15 protein-coding genes are annotated in these 18,335 nt (G+C 68.5%); 6 read left to right on the top strand and 9 right to left on the bottom strand.

Annotation, left to right across the window (positions count from 1 at the left end; translation table 11 throughout):
• The first annotated feature begins 84 nt into the window (after window positions 1-84).
• Complete coding sequence (locus tag EJO66_RS09425; protein WP_125965133.1) at window positions 85-1,521, top strand: aldehyde dehydrogenase family protein; 1,437 nt, start codon at window positions 85-87, stop codon at window positions 1,519-1,521.
• 17 nt (window positions 1,522-1,538) lie between these two features.
• Here EJO66_RS09425 and EJO66_RS09420 read toward each other — a convergent pair whose 3' ends face one another.
• Window positions 1,539-3,050, bottom strand: a complete 1,512-nt coding sequence (locus EJO66_RS09420) for an ABC transporter permease/substrate-binding protein (RefSeq protein WP_125965150.1) — start codon at window positions 3,048-3,050, stop codon at window positions 1,539-1,541.
• A 132-nt stretch (window positions 3,051-3,182) separates the two neighbouring features.
• Here EJO66_RS09420 and EJO66_RS09415 point away from each other — a divergent pair, with 132 nt between their 5' ends.
• Window positions 3,183-4,235 (top strand): ROK family protein, encoded by a 1,053-nt coding sequence (locus tag EJO66_RS09415; protein WP_125965132.1) that lies wholly within the window; start codon window positions 3,183-3,185, stop codon window positions 4,233-4,235.
• Here EJO66_RS09415 and EJO66_RS09410 read toward each other — a convergent pair.
• The 5 genes from EJO66_RS09410 to EJO66_RS09385 form a co-directional block, all read right to left on the bottom strand.
• Window positions 4,232-5,761: an efflux transporter outer membrane subunit gene (locus tag EJO66_RS09410; RefSeq protein ID WP_125965131.1), complete on the bottom strand. Its 1,530-nt coding sequence runs from the start codon at window positions 5,759-5,761 to the stop codon at window positions 4,232-4,234. The genes EJO66_RS09415 and EJO66_RS09410 overlap by 4 nt on opposite strands.
• Before the next feature lie 15 nt (window positions 5,762-5,776).
• Window positions 5,777-6,895, bottom strand: a complete 1,119-nt coding sequence (locus tag EJO66_RS09405) for an ABC transporter permease (protein WP_125965130.1) — start codon at window positions 6,893-6,895, stop codon at window positions 5,777-5,779.
• 13 nt (window positions 6,896-6,908) lie between these two features.
• Window positions 6,909-8,042 (bottom strand): ABC transporter permease, encoded by a 1,134-nt coding sequence (locus EJO66_RS09400; protein WP_125965129.1) that lies wholly within the window; start codon window positions 8,040-8,042, stop codon window positions 6,909-6,911.
• A complete protein-coding gene (locus EJO66_RS09395; RefSeq protein WP_125965128.1) occupies window positions 8,039-9,820 on the bottom strand; it encodes an ATP-binding cassette domain-containing protein in 1,782 nt (593 codons plus the stop codon). Before EJO66_RS09395 ends, EJO66_RS09400 begins: the two co-directional genes overlap by 4 nt.
• Window positions 9,821-9,982: 162 nt before the next feature.
• Window positions 9,983-10,993 (bottom strand): HlyD family secretion protein, encoded by a 1,011-nt coding sequence (locus EJO66_RS09385; protein ID WP_125965127.1) that lies wholly within the window; start codon window positions 10,991-10,993, stop codon window positions 9,983-9,985.
• Between the two features lie 99 nt (window positions 10,994-11,092).
• Between EJO66_RS09385 and EJO66_RS09380 the strand changes: the two genes are divergently transcribed.
• The gene (locus EJO66_RS09380; protein ID WP_125965126.1) at window positions 11,093-11,800 is read left to right on the top strand and encodes a TetR/AcrR family transcriptional regulator; all 708 of its coding nucleotides are present in this window, start codon (window positions 11,093-11,095) and stop codon (window positions 11,798-11,800) included.
• Here the strand turns inward: EJO66_RS09380 and EJO66_RS09375 are convergent.
• From EJO66_RS09375 to EJO66_RS09365, 3 genes are read right to left on the bottom strand one after another with little or no spacing between them, the layout of a single operon-like run.
• The gene (locus EJO66_RS09375) at window positions 11,778-13,157 is read right to left on the bottom strand and encodes a phospholipase D-like domain-containing protein (protein WP_125965125.1); all 1,380 of its coding nucleotides are present in this window, start codon (window positions 13,155-13,157) and stop codon (window positions 11,778-11,780) included. The two genes, EJO66_RS09380 and EJO66_RS09375, sit on opposite strands and share 23 nt — an antisense overlap.
• A 34-nt stretch (window positions 13,158-13,191) precedes the next feature.
• On the bottom strand, window positions 13,192-13,857 hold the full coding sequence (locus EJO66_RS09370) for a glutathione S-transferase family protein (protein WP_125965124.1): 666 nt from the start codon (window positions 13,855-13,857) through the stop codon (window positions 13,192-13,194).
• 27 nt (window positions 13,858-13,884) lie between these two features.
• Entirely contained in the window at window positions 13,885-15,006 is a 1,122-nt protein-coding gene (locus EJO66_RS09365) for a 5-methyltetrahydropteroyltriglutamate--homocysteine S-methyltransferase (protein ID WP_124961447.1), read from the bottom strand.
• Between the two features lie 164 nt (window positions 15,007-15,170).
• Here EJO66_RS09365 and EJO66_RS09360 point away from each other — a divergent pair, with 164 nt between their 5' ends.
• The 3 genes from EJO66_RS09360 (at window position 15,171) to EJO66_RS09350 (ending at window position 18,334) form a co-directional block, all read left to right on the top strand.
• Window positions 15,171-15,944, top strand: a complete 774-nt coding sequence (locus EJO66_RS09360) for a GntR family transcriptional regulator (RefSeq protein ID WP_124961446.1) — start codon at window positions 15,171-15,173, stop codon at window positions 15,942-15,944.
• A gap of 202 nt (window positions 15,945-16,146) precedes the next feature.
• Window positions 16,147-17,322 carry an ABC transporter substrate-binding protein gene (locus tag EJO66_RS09355; RefSeq protein ID WP_124961445.1) on the top strand — a complete coding sequence of 392 codons (1,176 nt, stop codon included), beginning with the start codon at window positions 16,147-16,149 and terminating at the stop codon, window positions 17,320-17,322.
• Window positions 17,323-17,461: 139 nt separating this feature from the next.
• A complete protein-coding gene (locus tag EJO66_RS09350; protein WP_125965123.1) occupies window positions 17,462-18,334 on the top strand; it encodes a branched-chain amino acid ABC transporter permease in 873 nt (290 codons plus the stop codon).
• The last annotated feature ends 1 nt before the right edge of the window (window position 18,335 follow it).

Raw genomic sequence — 18,335 nt, 5'->3', positions numbered from 1 at the left:
AGGTTTAGTCTCCCGTTTCCATTTCCGCAGCCGGACACCCAGTGCTCCGGCTTCTTTCTTTCCATCGAGCAGCAAGGAATCCTCATGCAAAACTTCGACAACCTGATCGGCGGCGAATGGCGTGCCGGCGCAAGCTACAGCCCGAACCTCAACCCCAGCAACCTGTCCGACGTGCTGGGCCACTACGCGCAGGGCACGGCTGCCGATGTCGAGGCCGCCGTGGCCGCCGCCACCGCCGCCTTCCCGGCCTGGGCCACCGGCAGCATCCAGGCGCGCTCCGACGCCCTGGACAAGATCGGCACCGAGATCCTCGCGCGCCGCGAAGAACTCGGCACCCTGCTCGCCCGTGAAGAAGGCAAGACGAAGGCCGAAGGCATCGGCGAAGCCACCCGCGCCGGCCAGATCTTCAAGTTCTTCGCCGGCGAATGCCTGCGCCTTTCGGGCGAGCTGCTGCCCTCGGTGCGCCCCAACATCGGCGTGGAGATCACGCGCGAGCCGGTCGGCGTGGTCGGCCTGATCACGCCCTGGAACTTCCCCATCGCCATTCCGGCCTGGAAGATCGCGCCGGCCCTGGCCTTCGGCAACTGCGTGGTTCTGAAGCCCGCCGACCTCGTGCCCGGCTGCGCCTGGGCGCTGTCCGAGATCATCAGCCGCTCGGGCATCCCGGCGGGCGTGTTCAACCTCGTGATGGGCCGCGGCAGCGTGATCGGCGAGGCGCTGGTCAGCCACCCCGGCATCCATGCCATCAGCTTCACCGGCTCGGTCGGCGTGGGCCGCAACATCGCCATCCAGTGCGTCACCAACCACAAGAAGGTGCAGCTCGAGATGGGCGGCAAGAACCCGCAGGTGGTGCTGGACGACGCCGACCTGGCCCAGGCCGTGGAACTCAGCGTGCAAAGCGCCTTCTACTCCACCGGCCAGCGCTGCACCGCTTCGAGCCGCCTGATCGTGACCGAAGGCATCTACCCGAAGTTCATCGAGGCGATGAAGGCGCGCATGGCCAAGATCAAGGTCGGCGATGCACTGGCGCAGGGCACCGACGTGGGCCCGGTCTCGTCGAAGTCGCAGCTGGACCAGGACATGGAATACATCGCCATCGGCAAGGGCGAGGGTGCCACGCTGGCGGCCGGCGGCGAACTGCTGAAGCTGGAGACCGACGGCTACTACATGTCGCCGGCGCTGTTCAGCGAATCGGCGGCGGCGATGCGCATCAACAAGGAAGAGATCTTCGGCCCGGTGGCGAGCGTGATCCGGGTGAAGAACTACGAAGAGGCGCTGGCCACGGCCAACGACACGGAGTTTGGCCTGTCGGCCGGCATTGCGACCACGAGCCTGAAGTACGCCACGCACTTCAAGCGCCACAGCCAGGCCGGCATGGTGATGGTGAACCTGCCCACGGCGGGGGTGGACTACCACGTGCCGTTCGGCGGACGCAAGGGCTCCAGCTATGGCCCGCGCGAGCAGGGCAAGTATGCGCAGGAGTTCTTCACCACGGTGAAGACGGCGTACACGCTGGCCTGAGGCCCCTTGGGTGAGTCTCAGCCCTTGCGTCGGCGACGGCGCATCGCGAGTTCGATCAGCTCGAAGATCCCCTCGCTCAGCAGCGCCAGCGCCGCGGCTGGCAGCGCGCCGGCCAGGAGCAGTTCGCGGTCGTTGAGCGCCAGCCCCGTGACGATGCGCTCGCCGAATCCGCCTGCGCCGATGAAGGCCGCAATGGTCGCGGTGCCAATGGCGATCGCGGTGGCCGTTCGCACGCCCGCCAGCAGCGTGGGCAGCGCCAGCGGCAGCAGCACCAGCCGCAGGCTCTGCGGCGGCGTCATGCCCAGGGCGGTGCCGGCCAGGCGCAGGCCGTTCGGCACTTCGGCCAGGCCCGTCACGGTGTTGCGCATGATCGGCAGCAGCGAGTAGAGCGTGAGCGCGATCAGGGCGGGCAGCGCGCCGATCGCGCCGAGCATCGAGATCAGCACGGCCAGCAGCGCGAGCGACGGTACGGTCTGCAGCAGGCTCGCGAAGCCGAGCACCAGCGCACGCAGCCGCACATGCGGAAACACCAGGATCGCGAGCGGCACGCCGATCAGGATCGCCACGCCGACCGATACCGCCACCAGCACGAGGTGCTGCCGCGCGAGCTGCCAGAGATCGGGGCCGAACAGCTTGGCGCTGAAGCCGCGCCGGGTCTCCTGGGTCTTTGCGCCCTTGCCGGTGCCGGCCAGGAAGTCGCGCGCAATGGCATCGAAGGGCACGCTCTGGAGTTCGGCGCGCGCATTCATCGCGATCATCGCGTGCTCGTCGATGCGGCCTTCGAGTGCGCGCAGCGCGGCCCAGGCCTTGGGCAGCCGCGCCGGCAGGTCGAGCCTGTAGAGCACCACGGCGTCGTAGCGCGGAAAGTATTTCTTGTCGTCTTCCAGCACGCGCAGGCCGAGGTGCTCGATCTTGGCGTCGGTGGTGTAGATGTCGATCGCGTCGATCTGCTTCGCGGCCACGGCTTCGTAGGCCAGGCCATGGTCGAGGCCGATGGGCACCTGCGTGAAGCCGTAGCGCGCTGCCAGGCCCTTCCAGCCGTCGGCGCGGCCGAGGAATTCGTTCGACAGCCCGAGCTTGAGCTCGGGGTGCTTTGCAAGGTCGCTCAGCGTGCGCAGGCCGAGCCGCTCGGCGTCGGCGGCCCGCACGGCCAGCGCATAACCGTCGTTGAAGCCCAGCGGAATCGCCACGCCCAGGCCCATCGGCGCCAGCGCCGCATTCATGGCCTCGCGCGTATCGGCCGGCGAGCCCTTGAGAATTTCGAGCGCGATGGTGCCGGTGTATTCGGCATAGAGATCGATGGCACCCGAACGCAGCGCCTCGTACACGATGGCCGTGTTGCCCAGCCCCTGGCGCACCACCGGCGGCGATGCGGTGTGCGGCGCCGCGGTCTGCGCCAGCAGCTCGGCCAGGATGTACGACTCGGTGAAGCGCTTGGAGCCGACGCGCAGCGCGCCGTCGCCGGGCTGCGCCGATGCAGCGGCACCGAGCCAGGCCATGGCAAGCAACAACAGGGCGGCGCGCAGCATGCGGTGGTGGGGCAGTTGCATCGCAGGCCAGTGTATAGACATCGAAGCAGCCGGCGCACCCGCCAATCTCCTACAAACCCTGGTGCGGGCTACCGATGCTTCGTACAAGCAACCGCACCCATAGTGGCCGCCATGAAGAAAAAATCTCCACTGCTGCCGGGGCCCGACGTTCACGGCCTGCGCGAGCTGCCGGGCCTCAGGGTCGAGGGCTACAGCCTGCAGTTGCGCGACAAGGAGGGTTTCGTCGGCGATCAGGTCAGCCAGGCGGCCTTCAGGGAGCTGCTCGAACGCTGGCGCAAGCGCCGCCGCCAGGCCGGCACCGATCCGCTGGGGCGGGAACACTCGCGCGACATCAGCAAGAAGCAGCTCGACCGCGTGCTGCTGAAGACCTCGGCGGCCGGCGACCTGATGCATGGCGCCATCGAGGAATTCGCCGAAGAACTGGCCTTCGTGATCCAGCGCTTTACGCGCCAGCCCTCATGGAAGAAGGTGGAGCGCATCGTGGTGGGCGGCGGCTTCACCGAAAGCGACGTGGGCGAGCGCGCCATCCTGCAGACCGCCGCCATCCTCGAAGAACTGGGCGTTCACGTCCAGCTCGGGCGCCTGTCGCACGAAGTCGACGACGGTGGTCTGATCGGCTGGGTGCACCTGGCGCCGCTGGCCATGCTGAAGAAGCACGACGCCATCCTGGCGGTGGACATCGGCGGCACCAACGTGCGCTGCGGGATCGTGAAGACGCGGCGGCGCAAGGCGCGCGACCTGTCGCTTGCCAAGGTGGTGCGGCGCGAAAAATGGCGGCATGCGGACGACGACCCGAACCGCACCGACATGGTCGAGCGCATCGCGGCCATGCTCGAGGACATGGTGCGCTACTGCGAGCGCAAGCACATCCGCCTGGCGCCCTTCATCGGCATTGCCTGCCCCGGACTGATCCGCAAGGACGGCTCGATCGAGCGCGGCACGCAGAACCTGCCCGGCGATTGGGAAAGCCGCGCATTCCACCTGCCCAGCGCACTGTGGCGCCGCATGCCGATGATCGGCTCCGGCCCCACGCTGATCCTGATGCACAACGACGCGGTGGTGCAGGGGCTGAGCGAACTGCCCTTCATGCGCGACGTGACCCACTGGGGCGTGCTGACGATCGGCACGGGGCTCGGCAATGCGAGCTTCACCAACACCTTCTAGCCGGGTGTGCCAGGCGTCGCAGGAATGCCGCCGCCGAGCGCCTTGTAGACCGCCACCATGCCCACCGCCATGCGGCTCGTGCTTTGCACCTGGTCGCGCCGCGCCTGCAGCAGGGCGCGGCGCGCATCGAGTTCGACGCCGAAATCCGTGAGCCCGTTCGCATAGCGCGCATGCGCGAGCGTGAGCGCATCGCGGCTGCTGCGCGCGCGCTCGGCCAGTTCGGCGTGGCGCTGGCGCTCGGCGGCGTAGGCGCTCAGCGCCGAATCGATCTCGTGCCATGCCTTGAGCACGGCCTGCTGGAAGGCCACCGCGGCTTCCTGCTGCTGCAGCTCGCGCAGGTTCACCGTGCTGCGGCGCCGGCCGTTGTCGAAGATCGGCAGGCTGATGGAAGGGCCGACATGCCATTGCCGGCTGCCCCATTCGCCGAAGCGCTCGCTGCCGGCCGACTCGTAGCCGAAGCCCGCGCCGAGCGTGACGCGCGGATAGAGGTCGGCCACCGCCACGCCGATGCGCGCGGTGGCGGCATGCAGCTGGGCTTCGGCCGCGGCAATGTCGGGACGACGGCGCACCACGTCGCCCGGCAGGCCCAGCGCAAGCTCGGGCAGCGGCGGTGCCTGCAGCGCTGCGAGCGGATTGCCCGCGCCCTCGGAAGGTGGTGCGAGCTCGGCGTTCAGCGTACCGGGCGACGCCCCGGTCAGCAGCGTGATCTGGTTCATCGCCTGTGCCTCCTGCTGCAGCAGCATCGGAATGCGTGCCTTGAGTTCGGCCAGCTGCGTGCGCTGGCGCGTCGGGTCCAGGTCGGTGACCAGGCCGCCGTCGGCACGCGCCTGCACCAGCTCGAGCGATTCGGCCGCGGCCGCGATGTCGGCTTGCGCCACGCGCAGCTCGCGCTGTGCGCCGCGCAGTTCGAAGTAGCTGCGCGCCACCTCGGCCTGCACGCTGAGCTGCGCCTGCCGCAGCAGCGCGGCCGATGCGCCGGCATCCGCATCGGCGGCCTCGATGCTGCGCCGCACGCGGCCCCAGAGGTCGATTTCCCACGATGCGTCGAACCCGGCCTGGTAGAGGTTGTAGGGCTCGCTCAGCGTGCGGATCAGCTGGCCGCGGTTGGCGACCGACGAGCCCAGCGCATCGATCATCCGCGTGGCGGCGCCGCTCTCGCTCTGGCGCTGCCGGTTGACGCTGCCGCCGGCATTGAGCTGCGGCGCCTGCTGCGCCGCCGCCGCGGTGCGCTGGACGCGGCTTTGCGCGAAGCGCAGGGCGGCGGTCTGCAGGTCGTGGTTGGCGGCCAGGGCGAGCGCCTGCAACCGGTCGAGCAGCGGATCGCCGAAGGCCTTCCAGTCGCCGGATGCGATGGCCGCCGGTGCGGCCTTGCGCTCGGCGCCGAGCAGCACCGCCGAGCCGCCGTGCCATGCGGACCAATCGGCGGGTGCCTGCACCTGTGCGGGCCGGTGGTCGGGCCCCACGGCGCAGCCGCCAACAAGAAGCGCAAGCGCGGAATACGCGATGAGGGTGCGTGATGCAGGCATTTGGTGCTCCCGGGTTCAGACCAGACGATGGCGAAACAGCCAGGCCGCCAGCGGCAGCGTGACGATGGCGATGATCGACAGCGGAATCAGGTTGTGCCACACCGTGGCCAGGCCCACGCCTTCCAGGTAGACGCGCTGCACCAGGTCGATCGCGAAGCGCAGCGGGTTGGCCATGGTGATCAGCTGCAGCACGTGCGGCATGTTGCGCACGGGTGTGGTCAGACCGGAGAGCAGCATCATCGGCATCAGCAGCACGAAGGTGTAGAGCATGGCCTGCTGCATGCTGGCCGACACCGCCGAGATCGAGAGGCCGATGCCCACGCTGGCCACCGTGAAGAAAACCAGCCCGGTGTAGAGCGTGATGAGCGAACCCGCCATCGGAATGCCGAACCAGAACAGGGCGACCAGCAGGATCAGCGTCGACTGCGCAAGGCCCACCAGCACCGGCGGCAGCGCCTTGCCGATCATGATCTCGAGCGGCGACATCGGCGTGACCAGCAGCTGGTCGAAGGTGCCTTGCTCGCGCTCCCGCGCCACCGAGAGCGCGGTGAGCAGCAGCGTCTGCAACATGCTGAGCGCGGCGACCAGGCCGGGCAGCAGGTTCCATCGCGTTTCGAGGTTGGGGTTGAACCAGGCGCGCGATTCGATGGTGAGCGGAACCGGCGGCGCACCGGCGCGCGTGCGCAGTTCGGCGTTGTAGCGCTCGACCACCGCGCCTACGTAGCCGGCCGCCGAGCCGGCGGTGTTGGAGTTGCGCGCGTCGAGGATCAGCTGGATGGCCGCGGGCTGGCCCGCGCCGAGCTGCTGCTCGAAGTTGGGCGCGATCTGGATCACGAGCAACGCCTTTTCGGTATCGATCACCTCGCGGATGTCGGCCTGCGTGCGCAGCGTGGCCACGCGATGGAAGACGCCGGTGCTGTCCAGGTGCGCAATGAGCTCGGTCGACGCGCCCGTGCGGCTCTGGTCGAGCAGCGCATAGGGCACGTTCGAGAGATCGTAGGTGGCGGCGTAGCCGAAGATGAGGCTCTGCATGATGGCGGGAACGAACAGGATCACGCGGCTGGCCGGGTCCTTGAAGATGGCCAGCAGCTCCTTCTTGCAAAGGTTGGCAATGCGCAGCAGGAAGTCGATCATGGAATGCCGTCCTTCAGTCCAGGCTCTTGCGCGTGACCATGCGGGCCAGCAGCAGCAGGCCCACGGCATAAGCCACGAGGACCGCGCAGTTGCGCCAGATCAGCGGCCAGACGTCGCCCGCGAGGAACAGCGTCTTGATCAGGTCCATGAAATAGGTGGCCGGCAGCACGTGGCCGATCACACGCACGGCGGTGGGCACGTTGCGCAGGTCGAACAAGAAGCCTGACAGCATCATCGAAGGCATGAAGGTGGCGATCAGCGCCACCTGGCTCGCGAGAAACTGGTTGCGCGTGACCGACGAAATCACCAGCCCCAGGCTGACCGCCACGATCAGGTAGAGCATCGAGCTGAGCACCACCGCGAACAGCGAGCCGTACATCGGCACCGCGAACAGGAAGCGCGCGGCCAGCAGGCACAGCGCAAGGCCCAGCATGCCGACCGCGAAATACGGAATGATCTTGGCCAGCAGGATTTCCACCGGCCGCACCGGCGTGACGAACAGCGCCTCGAGCGTGCCGCGCTCCCATTCGCGGGCCATCACCAGCGCAGTGAGAAAGGCGCCGATCAGCGTCATGATGAGCACGATGAGCCCCGGCACCAGGTACCAGGTGCTGGTGTTCGCGGCGTTGAACCACATGCGCTGCTCCACCGTCACGCGGCCCGCCGAAGGCGCGGCCGCACCGGCCGCGCCGCCACGGTCGGCCTGGCGCACGGCCGATTGCCCGAGCGCGCCGCTTACGTAGGCCTGGATGATGGTTGCGCGCCCGGCGTCGGCGCCATGCACGATGAGCTGCACGCGCGCATTGCCCGCGGCCAGTGCGCGCGAGAAGTCGGCGGGCACGCGCACGATGCCGTCGACCTTGCGCTCGCGCATCAGCTTCTCGGCATCGTGCATCGAGCTCAGCAGCACGGGTGCGATGGTGGGCGAGAGCTGCAGGCCGGCAATGGCCTCGTGCGCGGTGGGCGAAGAATCTTCGAGCACCACGGCCACCGGCGCGTTCTTCACGTCCAGCGACATGCCGTAGCCGAAGATCAGGATCAGCACCATCGGCAGCAGGATGCCGATGGCCAGGTTGCTGCGGTCGCGCAGCAGCTGGCGAAACTCCTTGCGCGTGAGCGAGACGAGCCGGGTGCCGAAGCCGCTCATTGCTGCATCCTTTCTTCGCGCCGCGCTTTCTCGACGATGCCGATGAAGGCCTGCTCCATGTCGATGCGCCGTTCGCCGTCTGCGCCACCCTGCGCCTGCATGCGCACCTCGCGCGGCGTGCCGATGGCCAGCACCTTGCCGGCGTCCTGGATCACGATGCGGTCGCAGTACTCGGCCTCTTCCATGAAGTGGGTCGTGATGACGACGGTGGTGCCGCCTTCGGCCAGTGCCGTGATGCGGCGCCAGAACTCGCGCCGCGCGAGCGGATCGGCGCCGCTGGTGGGCTCGTCGAGGAACAGGATCTCGGGCTCGTGCAGCAGGCCCGTGGCCATGGCCAGGCGCTGCCGATAGCCGCCGGGCAGCTGCCCGCTGGGCGCGTCGAGTTCGCGCTCGAGGTCGAACTGCCGCAGCACCGTGTCCATGCGCCCCTGCAGCTTCTGCCCGCGCAGCCCGTAGGCGCCGCCGAAGAACGAGAGGTTCTCGCGCACCGTGAGGTTGCCGTAGAGCGCGAACTTCTGCGAGACATAGCCGATGCGCTGGCGGGCCTGCGCGCGCGCATGGCGCAGGTCGACGCCGGCCACGCGCAGCTGCCCGCCGCTCGCGGGCAGGAGGCCGCAGAGCATGCGGAAGGTGGTGGTCTTGCCCGCGCCGTTGGGCCCGAGCAGGCCGAAGATCTCGCCGCGCCGCACCGAGAAGCTGGTGCTGGCCACGGCCACGAAGTCGCCGAAACGGCGCACCAGGTCCTTCACCTCGATGACCACTTCCCCGGGTTCGCCCTCGGCCGGCGCAAGGCCTTCGCTCGCCGCCGATGGGGCGATGTTCGTGTCGCTGGCCTGCCGCGTGCGCAGCAGTGTCATGAAGCCGTCTTCGAGCCGCGGCGGCACGGGCTCGGCGCGCGCGCCGGCCAGCAGTTTTTCGAGCGCCGCGTCGTCCGCGTCCGGGCGGCGGATGAAGTGCACCTCGCCGCCCTGCGGCACGGCATCGACGATCTGCTGCCGCGCATCGAGCAGGCGCGCCTGCATCAGGCGCGGTGCCTCGCCCTCGGGCGGCGCCGCGACGAAGCAGGTGCCCTCGGCATGGCCGCGGATCTCGTCCGGCGTACCCTCTGCGATCAGCCGGCCCTCCTGCAGCACGAACACGTGGCTGCAGCGCTCGGCCTCGTCGAGGTACGCGGTGCTCACGATCACCGAAAGCTCTTCCTCGCCGACCAGCTGCTGCACGATCTGCCAGAGCTCGCGCCGCGAGAGCGGATCGACGCCGACGGTGGGTTCGTCGAGCAGCAGCAGGTCGGGCGAGCGCACCAGCGTGCAGGCCAGGCCCAGCTTCTGCTTCATGCCGCCCGAGAGCTTGCCCGCGGGGCGGTCGGTGAAGCGGCCGAGGTCGGTCATTTCCATCAGCCGCGCATAGCGTTCGCGGCGCTGGCCGGCGGAAACGCCGTGCAGGTCGGCGTAGAGGTCGAGGTTTTCCTGCACGCTCAGGTCGTCGTAGAGGCCGAAGCGCTGCGGCATGTAGCTGATGCGGTCCTGCACCGCCTGCGGATCGGCCGACACGTCGATGCCGAGCACGCGCAGTTCGCCTTCGTCGGCGCGCATCAGGCCCGCCATGAGCCGCAGCAGCGTGGTCTTGCCGGCGCCATCAGGGCCGACCAGCGCCGTGAGCGTGCCGGAGCGCACTTCAAGCGACACGTCGTCGAGTGCGCGCACCACCTGCTTCGAGCCCTTGGCCACGAAGCGCTTGTGCAGGGAGCGTCCGCTGACGGCCGGCTCAGTGCGCAGCATTCAACGTCCCTCCGAACATGCGGTCTTGCTCCTTCCCCTTTCGGGGGAAGGTTGGGATGGGGGCAGGGCAGAGCGCCCGATAGACACGCCGCTTGCCCCCACCCCAGCCCTCCCCCGGAAGGGGAGGGAGGAATGCGCACGGACGGTCGATGAGATCCGTCATCACGGCTTGCCGGTCGACGACAGCTGCAGCCGCACGGTGGCCGGCATGCCGAGCCGCAGCCGGTCTTCCTTGTCGTCGACCATCACGCGGATTTCGTAGACCAGGCTGCTGCGCAGTTCCTCGGTCTGCACCGTCTTGGGCGTGAACTCGGCCACCGACGAGATGTAGCCCACCTTGCCTGCGATCGGCTGGCCGGGCTGGCTGTCGGTGGTCACGTTGGCCGGCTGGCCGGGCCGCACGCGGCCGAGGTCGGGCTCGGCCACATAGGCGCGCACCCACTTGGGATCGGTGATAGCCAGCGTGAAGGCCGCGCGCTGCGGCGAAGCCATGTCGCCGGGCTCGAGCAGGCGGGCGCGCACCACGGCGTCGATGGGCGACTTGAGCTCGGCTTCGGCCAGCTGGTGGTTCATGAGCGCGAGGTCGGTGCGTGCGGATTCGAGCTGGGCCTGCGCCTGCGCGATGTCTTCCTTGCGCGGGCCGGCCACCGCCAGCTGCTGCGCCTTGCGCACGTTGTCCAGCTGCGCAAGCGCCACCTTGCGGCGGGCCTGCGCGCTGTCGAGGTCCTGCTGGCTCACGGCGCGTCCGGCGGTGGTCTGGCCGATGGCCTGCAGGCGTGCGAGCTGCTGCTGCGCAAGATCGGCGTCGGCCTGCGCCGCGGCCACCTGGGCGCCGGCCTGTGCCAGTTCCTCGGGGCGGCTGCCGGTCTTCAGGCGCAGCAGGGCCTGCTCCTGCACGCCGATGCGCGCCTGCGCCTGCGCCACGCGCAGCACCAGCGAGCGGGTGTCGAGCCTGCCCAGCACCTGCCCGGCCCGCACATGGTCGCCTTCGCGCACCGCGAGTTCGGCCACGCGCTCGTTGGCATTGAAGGCGAGCGAGACCTGGCGCACGTCGACGTTGCCGTACAGCACGAGCTGGTCGGACGGCGCGGCCGAGCGGCTGAAGTACCACCAGCCGCCGGCCGCGGCGGCCAGCGCCACGGCGGCAGCGGCAATGAGGGGTTTCTTGTTCATGCGTGAGCTCCTGCCGGTTTCCAGATCGGATGACGATCGCATGTTATCAAATTGAAATTTGAATTTGAAGTATTTTTTCAATTCGATTAACCTTGGCGCATGGCGACACGCTCTTCCACCACCCGTTCTCCCGCTGCGCGCGTCCAGCGCACCGACGGCAGCACCACCCGCCTGCACATCCTCGAAACCGCGGGCCAGCTGTTTGCGGAGCGCGGCTTCGCCGAGAGCACCAGCAAGGAAATCTGCACGCGCGCCGGCACCAACATGGCGGCGGTCAACTACCACTTCGGCAGCCGGGACGGGCTCTACGAGGTCGTGCTGATCGAAGCGCACCGCCAGCTCGTGAGCATGGACGAACTGATCAGCCTGGCCAGCGAGGCTGGCGATCCGCGGCTCAAGCTGCGTGCCTTCCTCACGCACCTGGTCGAGATGGGCAGCCAGCCCAAGGCGCCCTGGGGGTTCCGCGTGGTGCTGCGCGAGGCGCTGTCGCCTTCTCCGGCGCTTCCCGCGCTGATCCGCCAGGCGGTGCTGCCCAAGGCCCGGCTGATTCGCGGCCTGATCGGCGGCATCATGGGCCTGCCCGAGGACCATCCCTCGGTGCAGCGTGGCCTGCTGTTCGCGGTGCTGCCCTGCATCGTGATGACGGTGGCACCCAAGAACCTGCGCAACGAAGTGCTGCCGGCGCTGAGGGATGCCGAAGGCCTCGCGGACGACCTGATGCGCTACGTATTCGCCGGGCTCGATGCCATTGCGAAGGAGGCCAAGCCCCCGGCGCCCGCTGCCGCTAGAGCTGGAAAGCGACGGTGAGCAGCAGCCCCTCGGCCACGTCGCGCACCAGGCCCGGCCGCCGCGCGCGGTAGGGCTCGCCGGCGGAGGCGATGGTGTCGATCCATTCGGCCAGCCAGTCGATCTCGCGCGGGCCGTAGAACACCACGGCCGCCTCGTGGTTGAGCAGCAGGCTGCGCAGGTCGAGGTTGATGGAGCCGCACATGGCCAGCTCGTCGTCGACCACCACGGCCTTGGCATGGGCCATGAAGGGCAGCATGCGAAAGCTCACGCCGGCACGGGCCAGGTCACGCATGGCGCGGGCGCGCACGAAGTCGGCCAGGCGGTGGTTCGACCGCGCAGGCATGGCGATGGTCACCTGCACGCCGCGCCGCGCGGCCAGCCGCAGCGCATCGCGCAGTCCGTCGCCGGGCACGAAATAGGGCGTGACGGCGAGCACGCGGTGCTCGGCGCGAAAGCAGGCGTCGATCAGCAGCGCATGGGCGGTGTCCTCGGTCTGGTCGGGGCCACTCGGCAGGAACTGCGCCATGGCGCTGCTCGCGCTTTCTGCCACGTCGTCGGCCGTGATCGCGCGCGCCTTGCGCCCGCGCACCGAACTCCAGTCATGGTCGAACTGGCGCGCCGCCGCGGCGGCCACGCTGCCGCGCAGGTCGAAGGACAAATCGTGCCAGGCGTCGGGGTGCGCGTCGTTGCCGGTGAAGTATTCGCCTGCGAGATTGCGTCCGCCCGACCACAGCCAGCCGTCGTCGGCAATGGTGAATTTGCGGTGGTTGCGCAGGTTGCGCGGCCCGATGCGGCGCAGGCTGAAGAAGGGGCGGAACACCGCAACCTCCCCGCCCGCCGCGCGCAGCAGGCGCATGTGGCGCCGCGGCAGGGTGAGCGCGCCGAAGCCGTCGAGCAGCACGCGCACCTTGATGCCTTCGCGCGCGCGCAGCGCCAGCCGTTCGATCACGGCATGGCCCAGCGCGTCATCGCCGATGATGAAGGTGCACACGTCGATGCGCTCGCGCGCGCCGTCGATCACCTGCCACAGCGCCTCGCGCGCGGCGTCGCCATCGGCATGCAGCCGGATATCGCAGCGCCCGGGCGGCGCAAGGCCGAAGCTCTCGATGAGGTCGGCGGCCCAGTGCCCGCGCGCAGCCGTGCGCGCCGGCCGCGGCGAGCCCGCGGGCCGCAGCTTGCGCTGGCCGAACAGCAGGTACATCGGCAGGATGACGTAGGGCATCAGCACCAGCCCCATGACCCAGGCGATGGCCGTGGTGGGGGCGCGCTGCTCGCGGCGCGCGCGCGTGGTCAGCACATAGACCAGCAGCGCAAAGGTGACGACGAGGAAATGCTGGGACGGAGAGGGGAGCCAGTCGAATGCGGAATTCGGCATGTGGCAATGATGCCCGAGGGTTGGTTCGTGCTGCTCAGCGTTGCAGGAAGGCGGGCACGCCGCGCCCCTCGGAGGCCAGGAAGCGCATCATCGGATCGACCGCCGCGCGCACCGCGGGCCGCTCGCCCACGCGGCCGCGCCAGGCCACGAGCCGCGGCGTGGCATCGGTCATGCCGGCGCCCTTGCGGTCGGCGAACACATGGGCCATGTAGAAGGCGATGTCGGCGAAGGAGTAGGACCCCGCCAGGTACTCGCGCGTGGTCAGCAGGCCTTCCATTTCGTCGTAGTAGCGCGCGCAGGCGGCGCAGGCCGCCACGGCGGGCGCGCTCTGCATGTCGTGCTGCAGGCTGAAGAGCCGGATCACGTTGGGGAAGAACACTTCGTCCGACTTCTGCTCGAGCTGCCGCGCGCGGGCCCGCTCGGCGATGCCTTCGGGCCACAGCGCAGGACTTGGGTACCGGTCTTCGAGGTATTCGAAGATCTGCGTCGAATCGAACAGCTCGACATCGCCGTCGATCAGGATCGGCACCTGCTGCTTCACGGGATTGACGCGCAGCACCTCGGGGTGCTTGGGCTCGTAGGTGTCGTCCTTGGTGAACGGCACCATCACCAGGTCGAAATCGACGCCTTTTTCGAGCGCGGCGATCTGCACCTTGGCGCCGAACATGCTGAGAGGGGCGGAATAGATCTGAGTCTTCATGCCCCCGACTTCACCATGAAAGGCGCCTCAGGTCGAGCCCCAGACCTCTTGGGCGGTCTCGACCACCAGGCGCAGCTTGGCGCGCTGCGCTTCCACCGCGATGTTGTTGCCGTGCACCGTGCTCGAGAAGCCGCACTGCGGCGACAGCGCGAGCTGCTCGAGCGGCGCGTACTTGGCGGCATCCTCGATGCGGCGCTTGAGTTCGTCCTTGTCTTCCATCTCGCCGAACTTGGTGGTCACGAGGCCCAGCACCACCGTCTTGCCCTTGGGCAGGTAGCGCAGCGGCTTGAAGTCGCCCGAGCGGGCGTCGTCGTATTCCATGAAGTAGGCGTCGAGGTCCATTTCCTTCAGGAGCGCCTCGGCCACCGGCTCGTAGTTGCCGGCCGCAGCGTGGGTGCTCTTGAAGTTGCCGCGGCACAGGTGCATGGCCAGCAGCATGCCCGGCGGCTTCTGCGCCACCACCTTGTTGATGAAGGCGGCGTAGCGGTGCGGCAGTTCGTTGGGGTCGTCGCCGCGCTTGCGGGCGGCTTCGCGCATGTGCTCGTCGCACAGGTAGGCGAGGTTGGTGTCGTCCATCTGCACATAGGTGCAGCCGGCGGCCGCGAGCGAGCGCAGTTCGTCGCCGTAGGCCTTGGCCACGTCGTCGTAGAACACCGGGTCGAGCTCGGGGTACGCCTCCTTGCTGATGCCGGCGCGGCCGCCGCGGAAGTGCAGCATGGTCGGCGAGGGAATCGTCACCTTGGGCGTACGGCCGGCCGAGACCTGGCTCTTCAGGTACTGGAAGTCGGCGAGCTGGATGTCCTTGATGTGGCGCACCTTGTCGATCACGCGCATTGCGGGCGGTGCGAGTTCCTCGGTGCCGTCGGGCTTGCGGATGGTGACCGGGATATCGGTCTTCACGCCGCCGAGCTGGTCGAGGAAGTCGATGTGGAAGTAGGTGCGGCGGAATTCGCCGTCGGTGATGCTCTTCAGGCCGATGTCTTCCTGGAACCGGACGATCTCGGTGATGGCCTTGTCTTCGACCTTGCGCAGCTGCTCGGGCGTGATCTCGCCCTTGGCGTTCTGCGCGCGCGCTTCGAGCAGGTATTTGGGGCGCAGGAAACTGCCGACGTGGTCGTAGCGGGCGGGCAGGGCGGCGTGCTGGGACATGGTGATCTCCGTCGTGGCTGAAAAACGATGGACATCGTATCGCCTCAGGAACGGACATCGGTGTGTACAACGAACCTGGTGTTTACCCTCGATTTGATGCTTTGTAGGCGAAAGACTCATGAGATCTGTATACATTCAGTATCCATGAGAACGCCCGCCACAGCATGAAAGCCGCAGCTGCATCACCCGCCGAGCCCGCGGACGGCGGTGGCTCGCAGGCCGTGAAGGCGCAGCTGCGTCTGCGCGAGATGATCCTGGCCGGCGAGCTGCCCGGCGGCGCGCGCATTGCCGAGGTGGCCATCTCCGAGCAGCTCGGCGTCTCGCGCACGCCGGTGCGCAGCGCGCTCATGCGGCTCGAGCAGGAGGGCCTGCTCGAGGCGCTGCCCAACGGCGGCTATGCGGTGCGCACTTTTTCCGAGCGCGACGTGGCCGATGCCATCGAGCTGCGCGGCACGCTCGAAGGCCTGGTGGCGCGGCTCGCGGCCGAACGCGGCGCGGCGCCGGTGGTGCTGCGCGAGGCACGCGCCTGCCTGGCGCGCATCGACGAACTGCTGCGCGAGCCCGCGCTCGACGACGCGGCCTTCTCGCGCTACGTCACGCACAACGAGAAGTTCCATTCACTGCTGTGCGAAATGGCGGCCAGCCCGGTCATTGCGCAGCAGCTCGAGCGCGTGGTCAACCTGCCGTTCGCGTCGCCCTCGGGCTTCGTCATCGTGCAGGCCAATTCACCCGCGGCGCGCGACATGCTCGTGATCGCGCAGGACCAGCACCTGCAGGTGCTCGACGCCATCGAGGCCGGCGAAGGCTCGCGCGCCGAGGCGCTGATGCGCGAGCACAGCCGCATCGCGCGGCGCAACCTGCGCGAGGCGCTGCATGGCGCGCCCACCGCCGAACAGCGCCCGCTGCCCGGCGTGCAGCTGATCCGCCGGCGCGGCTGAGCGGGCACTCGATGAAAAAGCGATCGCCAATGGACGCACGCGCGCCACTCGCTGCGCTGCGCGATCATCGCGCAGTTCATTTGTTCATCGCGCAACAAAGGCGCGCCCCGCCGGGGGAGTAGGTGATTGCCTGCTCCGCCGCATGTTGCAAAGTGTTGAAAAATAGCCCCCCGTTCGCATCCGTCCCCCCAAGGAAAACCTCATGCAAAGACGCCATCTCATCCAGACCGCAGCCCTCACGGCGCTTGCGCTTTCCATGTCGCTTGCCACCGCGCAGGACAGCAACAAGTTCAAGATCGGCCTGATCCTGCCGATGACGGGGCAGCAGGCCTCCACCGGCCGGCAGATCGAAGCGGCGGCCCGGCTGTACATGGCGCAGAACGGCGACACCGTGGCGGGCAAGAAGATCGAGCTGATCGTCAAGGACGACGTGGCCACGCCCGACGTTACCAAGCGCCTCGCGCAGGAACTGATCGTCAACGACAAGGTGAACGTGATCGCGGGCTTTGGCGTCACGCCGGCCGCGCTGGCCGCCGCGCCGCTGGCCACGCAGTCGAAGACGCCGCAGGTGGTGATGGCCGCGGCCACGTCGAGCATCACCGAGGCCTCGCCCTACATCGTGCGTTCGAGCTTCACGCTGCCGCAGGTGTCGGTGGCGATGGGCGACTGGGCACCCAAGAACGGCGTGAAGACGGTCGTCACGCTGGTGGCCGACTACGGCCCGGGCAACGACGCCGAGAAGTTCTTCACCGAGCGCTTCCAGCTCAACGGCGGCAAGGTGATCGAGAAGCTGCGCGTGCCGCTTCGCAACCCCGATTTCGCGCCGTTCCTGCAGAAGGTGCGCGACGCCAAGCCCGACGCGCTGTTCGTCTTCGTGCCCTCGGGCGCCGGCGCGGCAGTGATGAAGCAGTTCCTCGAGCGCGGCATGGACAAGGCCGGCATCCGCATGATCGCCACCGGCGACGTGACCGACGACGACCAGCTCAACGACATGGGCGACGGCGCGCTGGGCGTGGTCACCTCGCACCACTACTCGGCCGCGCATCCGTCGCCGGCCAACAAGAAGTTCGTCGAGGCCTTCCAGAAGGCCAACCCGAAGATGCGTCCCAACTTCATGGCCGTGGGAGGCTATGACGGCATGCGCGTGATCTACGAGGCGCTCAAGGCCACCAAGGGGCAGGGCGGCGGCGACGCGCTGCTGGCCGCCATGAAGGGCCAGATCTTCGAGAGCCCGCGCGGCCCGGTGTACATCGACGCGCAGACGCGCGACATCGTGCAGGACGTGTACCTGCGCAAGGTCGAGAAGAAGGACGGCCAGCTCTACAACGTCGAGTTCGACGTGATCAAGGGCGTGAAGGATCCGGGCAAGGCGAAATAAAGCTCGCCCCCAGGCTGCGCGCACTTCGTGTCGCGCGCGCCTTCCCCCTACCGGGGGCAATACCAGCGGCCCGGCGAAGCCGGTTCCGCGGTGTTTCCCGAAGAGACCGCGATGCGCGGCAAGCGTGTGAGTAGCTGATATGTTGACCATTCTTTTCGACGGCATCGCCTACGGCATGCTGCTCTTCGTGCTCGCCGTGGGGCTGGCCGTGACGCTCGGGCTGATGAACTTCATCAACCTGGCGCACGGCGCCTTCGCCATGGCGGGCGGCTACCTCACGGTGTTTGCGATGCAGAAGCTCGGCGTGCCGTTCCTGGCCTGCCTGCCGTTCGCGTTCATCGTGGTGGCGCTGGCCGGCGCGCTGCTGGAGCGCACGCTCTACCGGCCGATGTATGGCAAGCCGCACCTCGACCAGGTGCTGTTTTCCATCGGCCTGGCCTTCATGGCGGTGGCGGCCGTCGACTACTTCGTCGGCTCGTCGCAGCAGAACGTGCAACTGCCCGAATGGCTGCGCGGCCGCACCGAAGTCGGCGACGGCGCGCTGCTGCTCGGCATGGGGCACTACCGGCTCTTCATCATCGCCGTGTGCGCCGTGCTCACGGTGGTGCTGCAGCTCATCCTGTCGAAGACGCGCTTCGGGAGCCGGCTGCGCGCGGCGGTCGACGATCCGCGCGTGGCGGCGGGGCTGGGCATCAACGTCAACATCGTGTTCCTGCTGACCTTCGCGGTGGGCTCGGGGCTCGCGGGGCTGGGCGGTGCATTGGGTGCCGAGATCCTCGGGCTCGATCCGACCTTTCCGCTCAAGTACATGATCTATTTCCTGATCGTGGTGTCGGTCGGCGGCACCTCCTCGATCACCGGGCCGCTCGCGGCCGCGCTGCTGCTCGGCATTGCCGACGTGGCGGGCAAGTATTTCATTCCGAAGATGGGTGCGTTCACCGTCTACCTGCTCATGATCCTGATTCTTATGTGGCGGCCCCAGGGCCTGTTCACGCGCAAGGGAGGCCGTTGAA

This window comes from Variovorax beijingensis (assembly GCF_003951285.1).
In the GTDB taxonomy this organism is placed as follows: domain Bacteria; phylum Pseudomonadota; class Gammaproteobacteria; order Burkholderiales; family Burkholderiaceae_C; genus Variovorax; species Variovorax beijingensis.
This window is presented reverse-complemented; position numbering and strand designations above follow the sequence as displayed.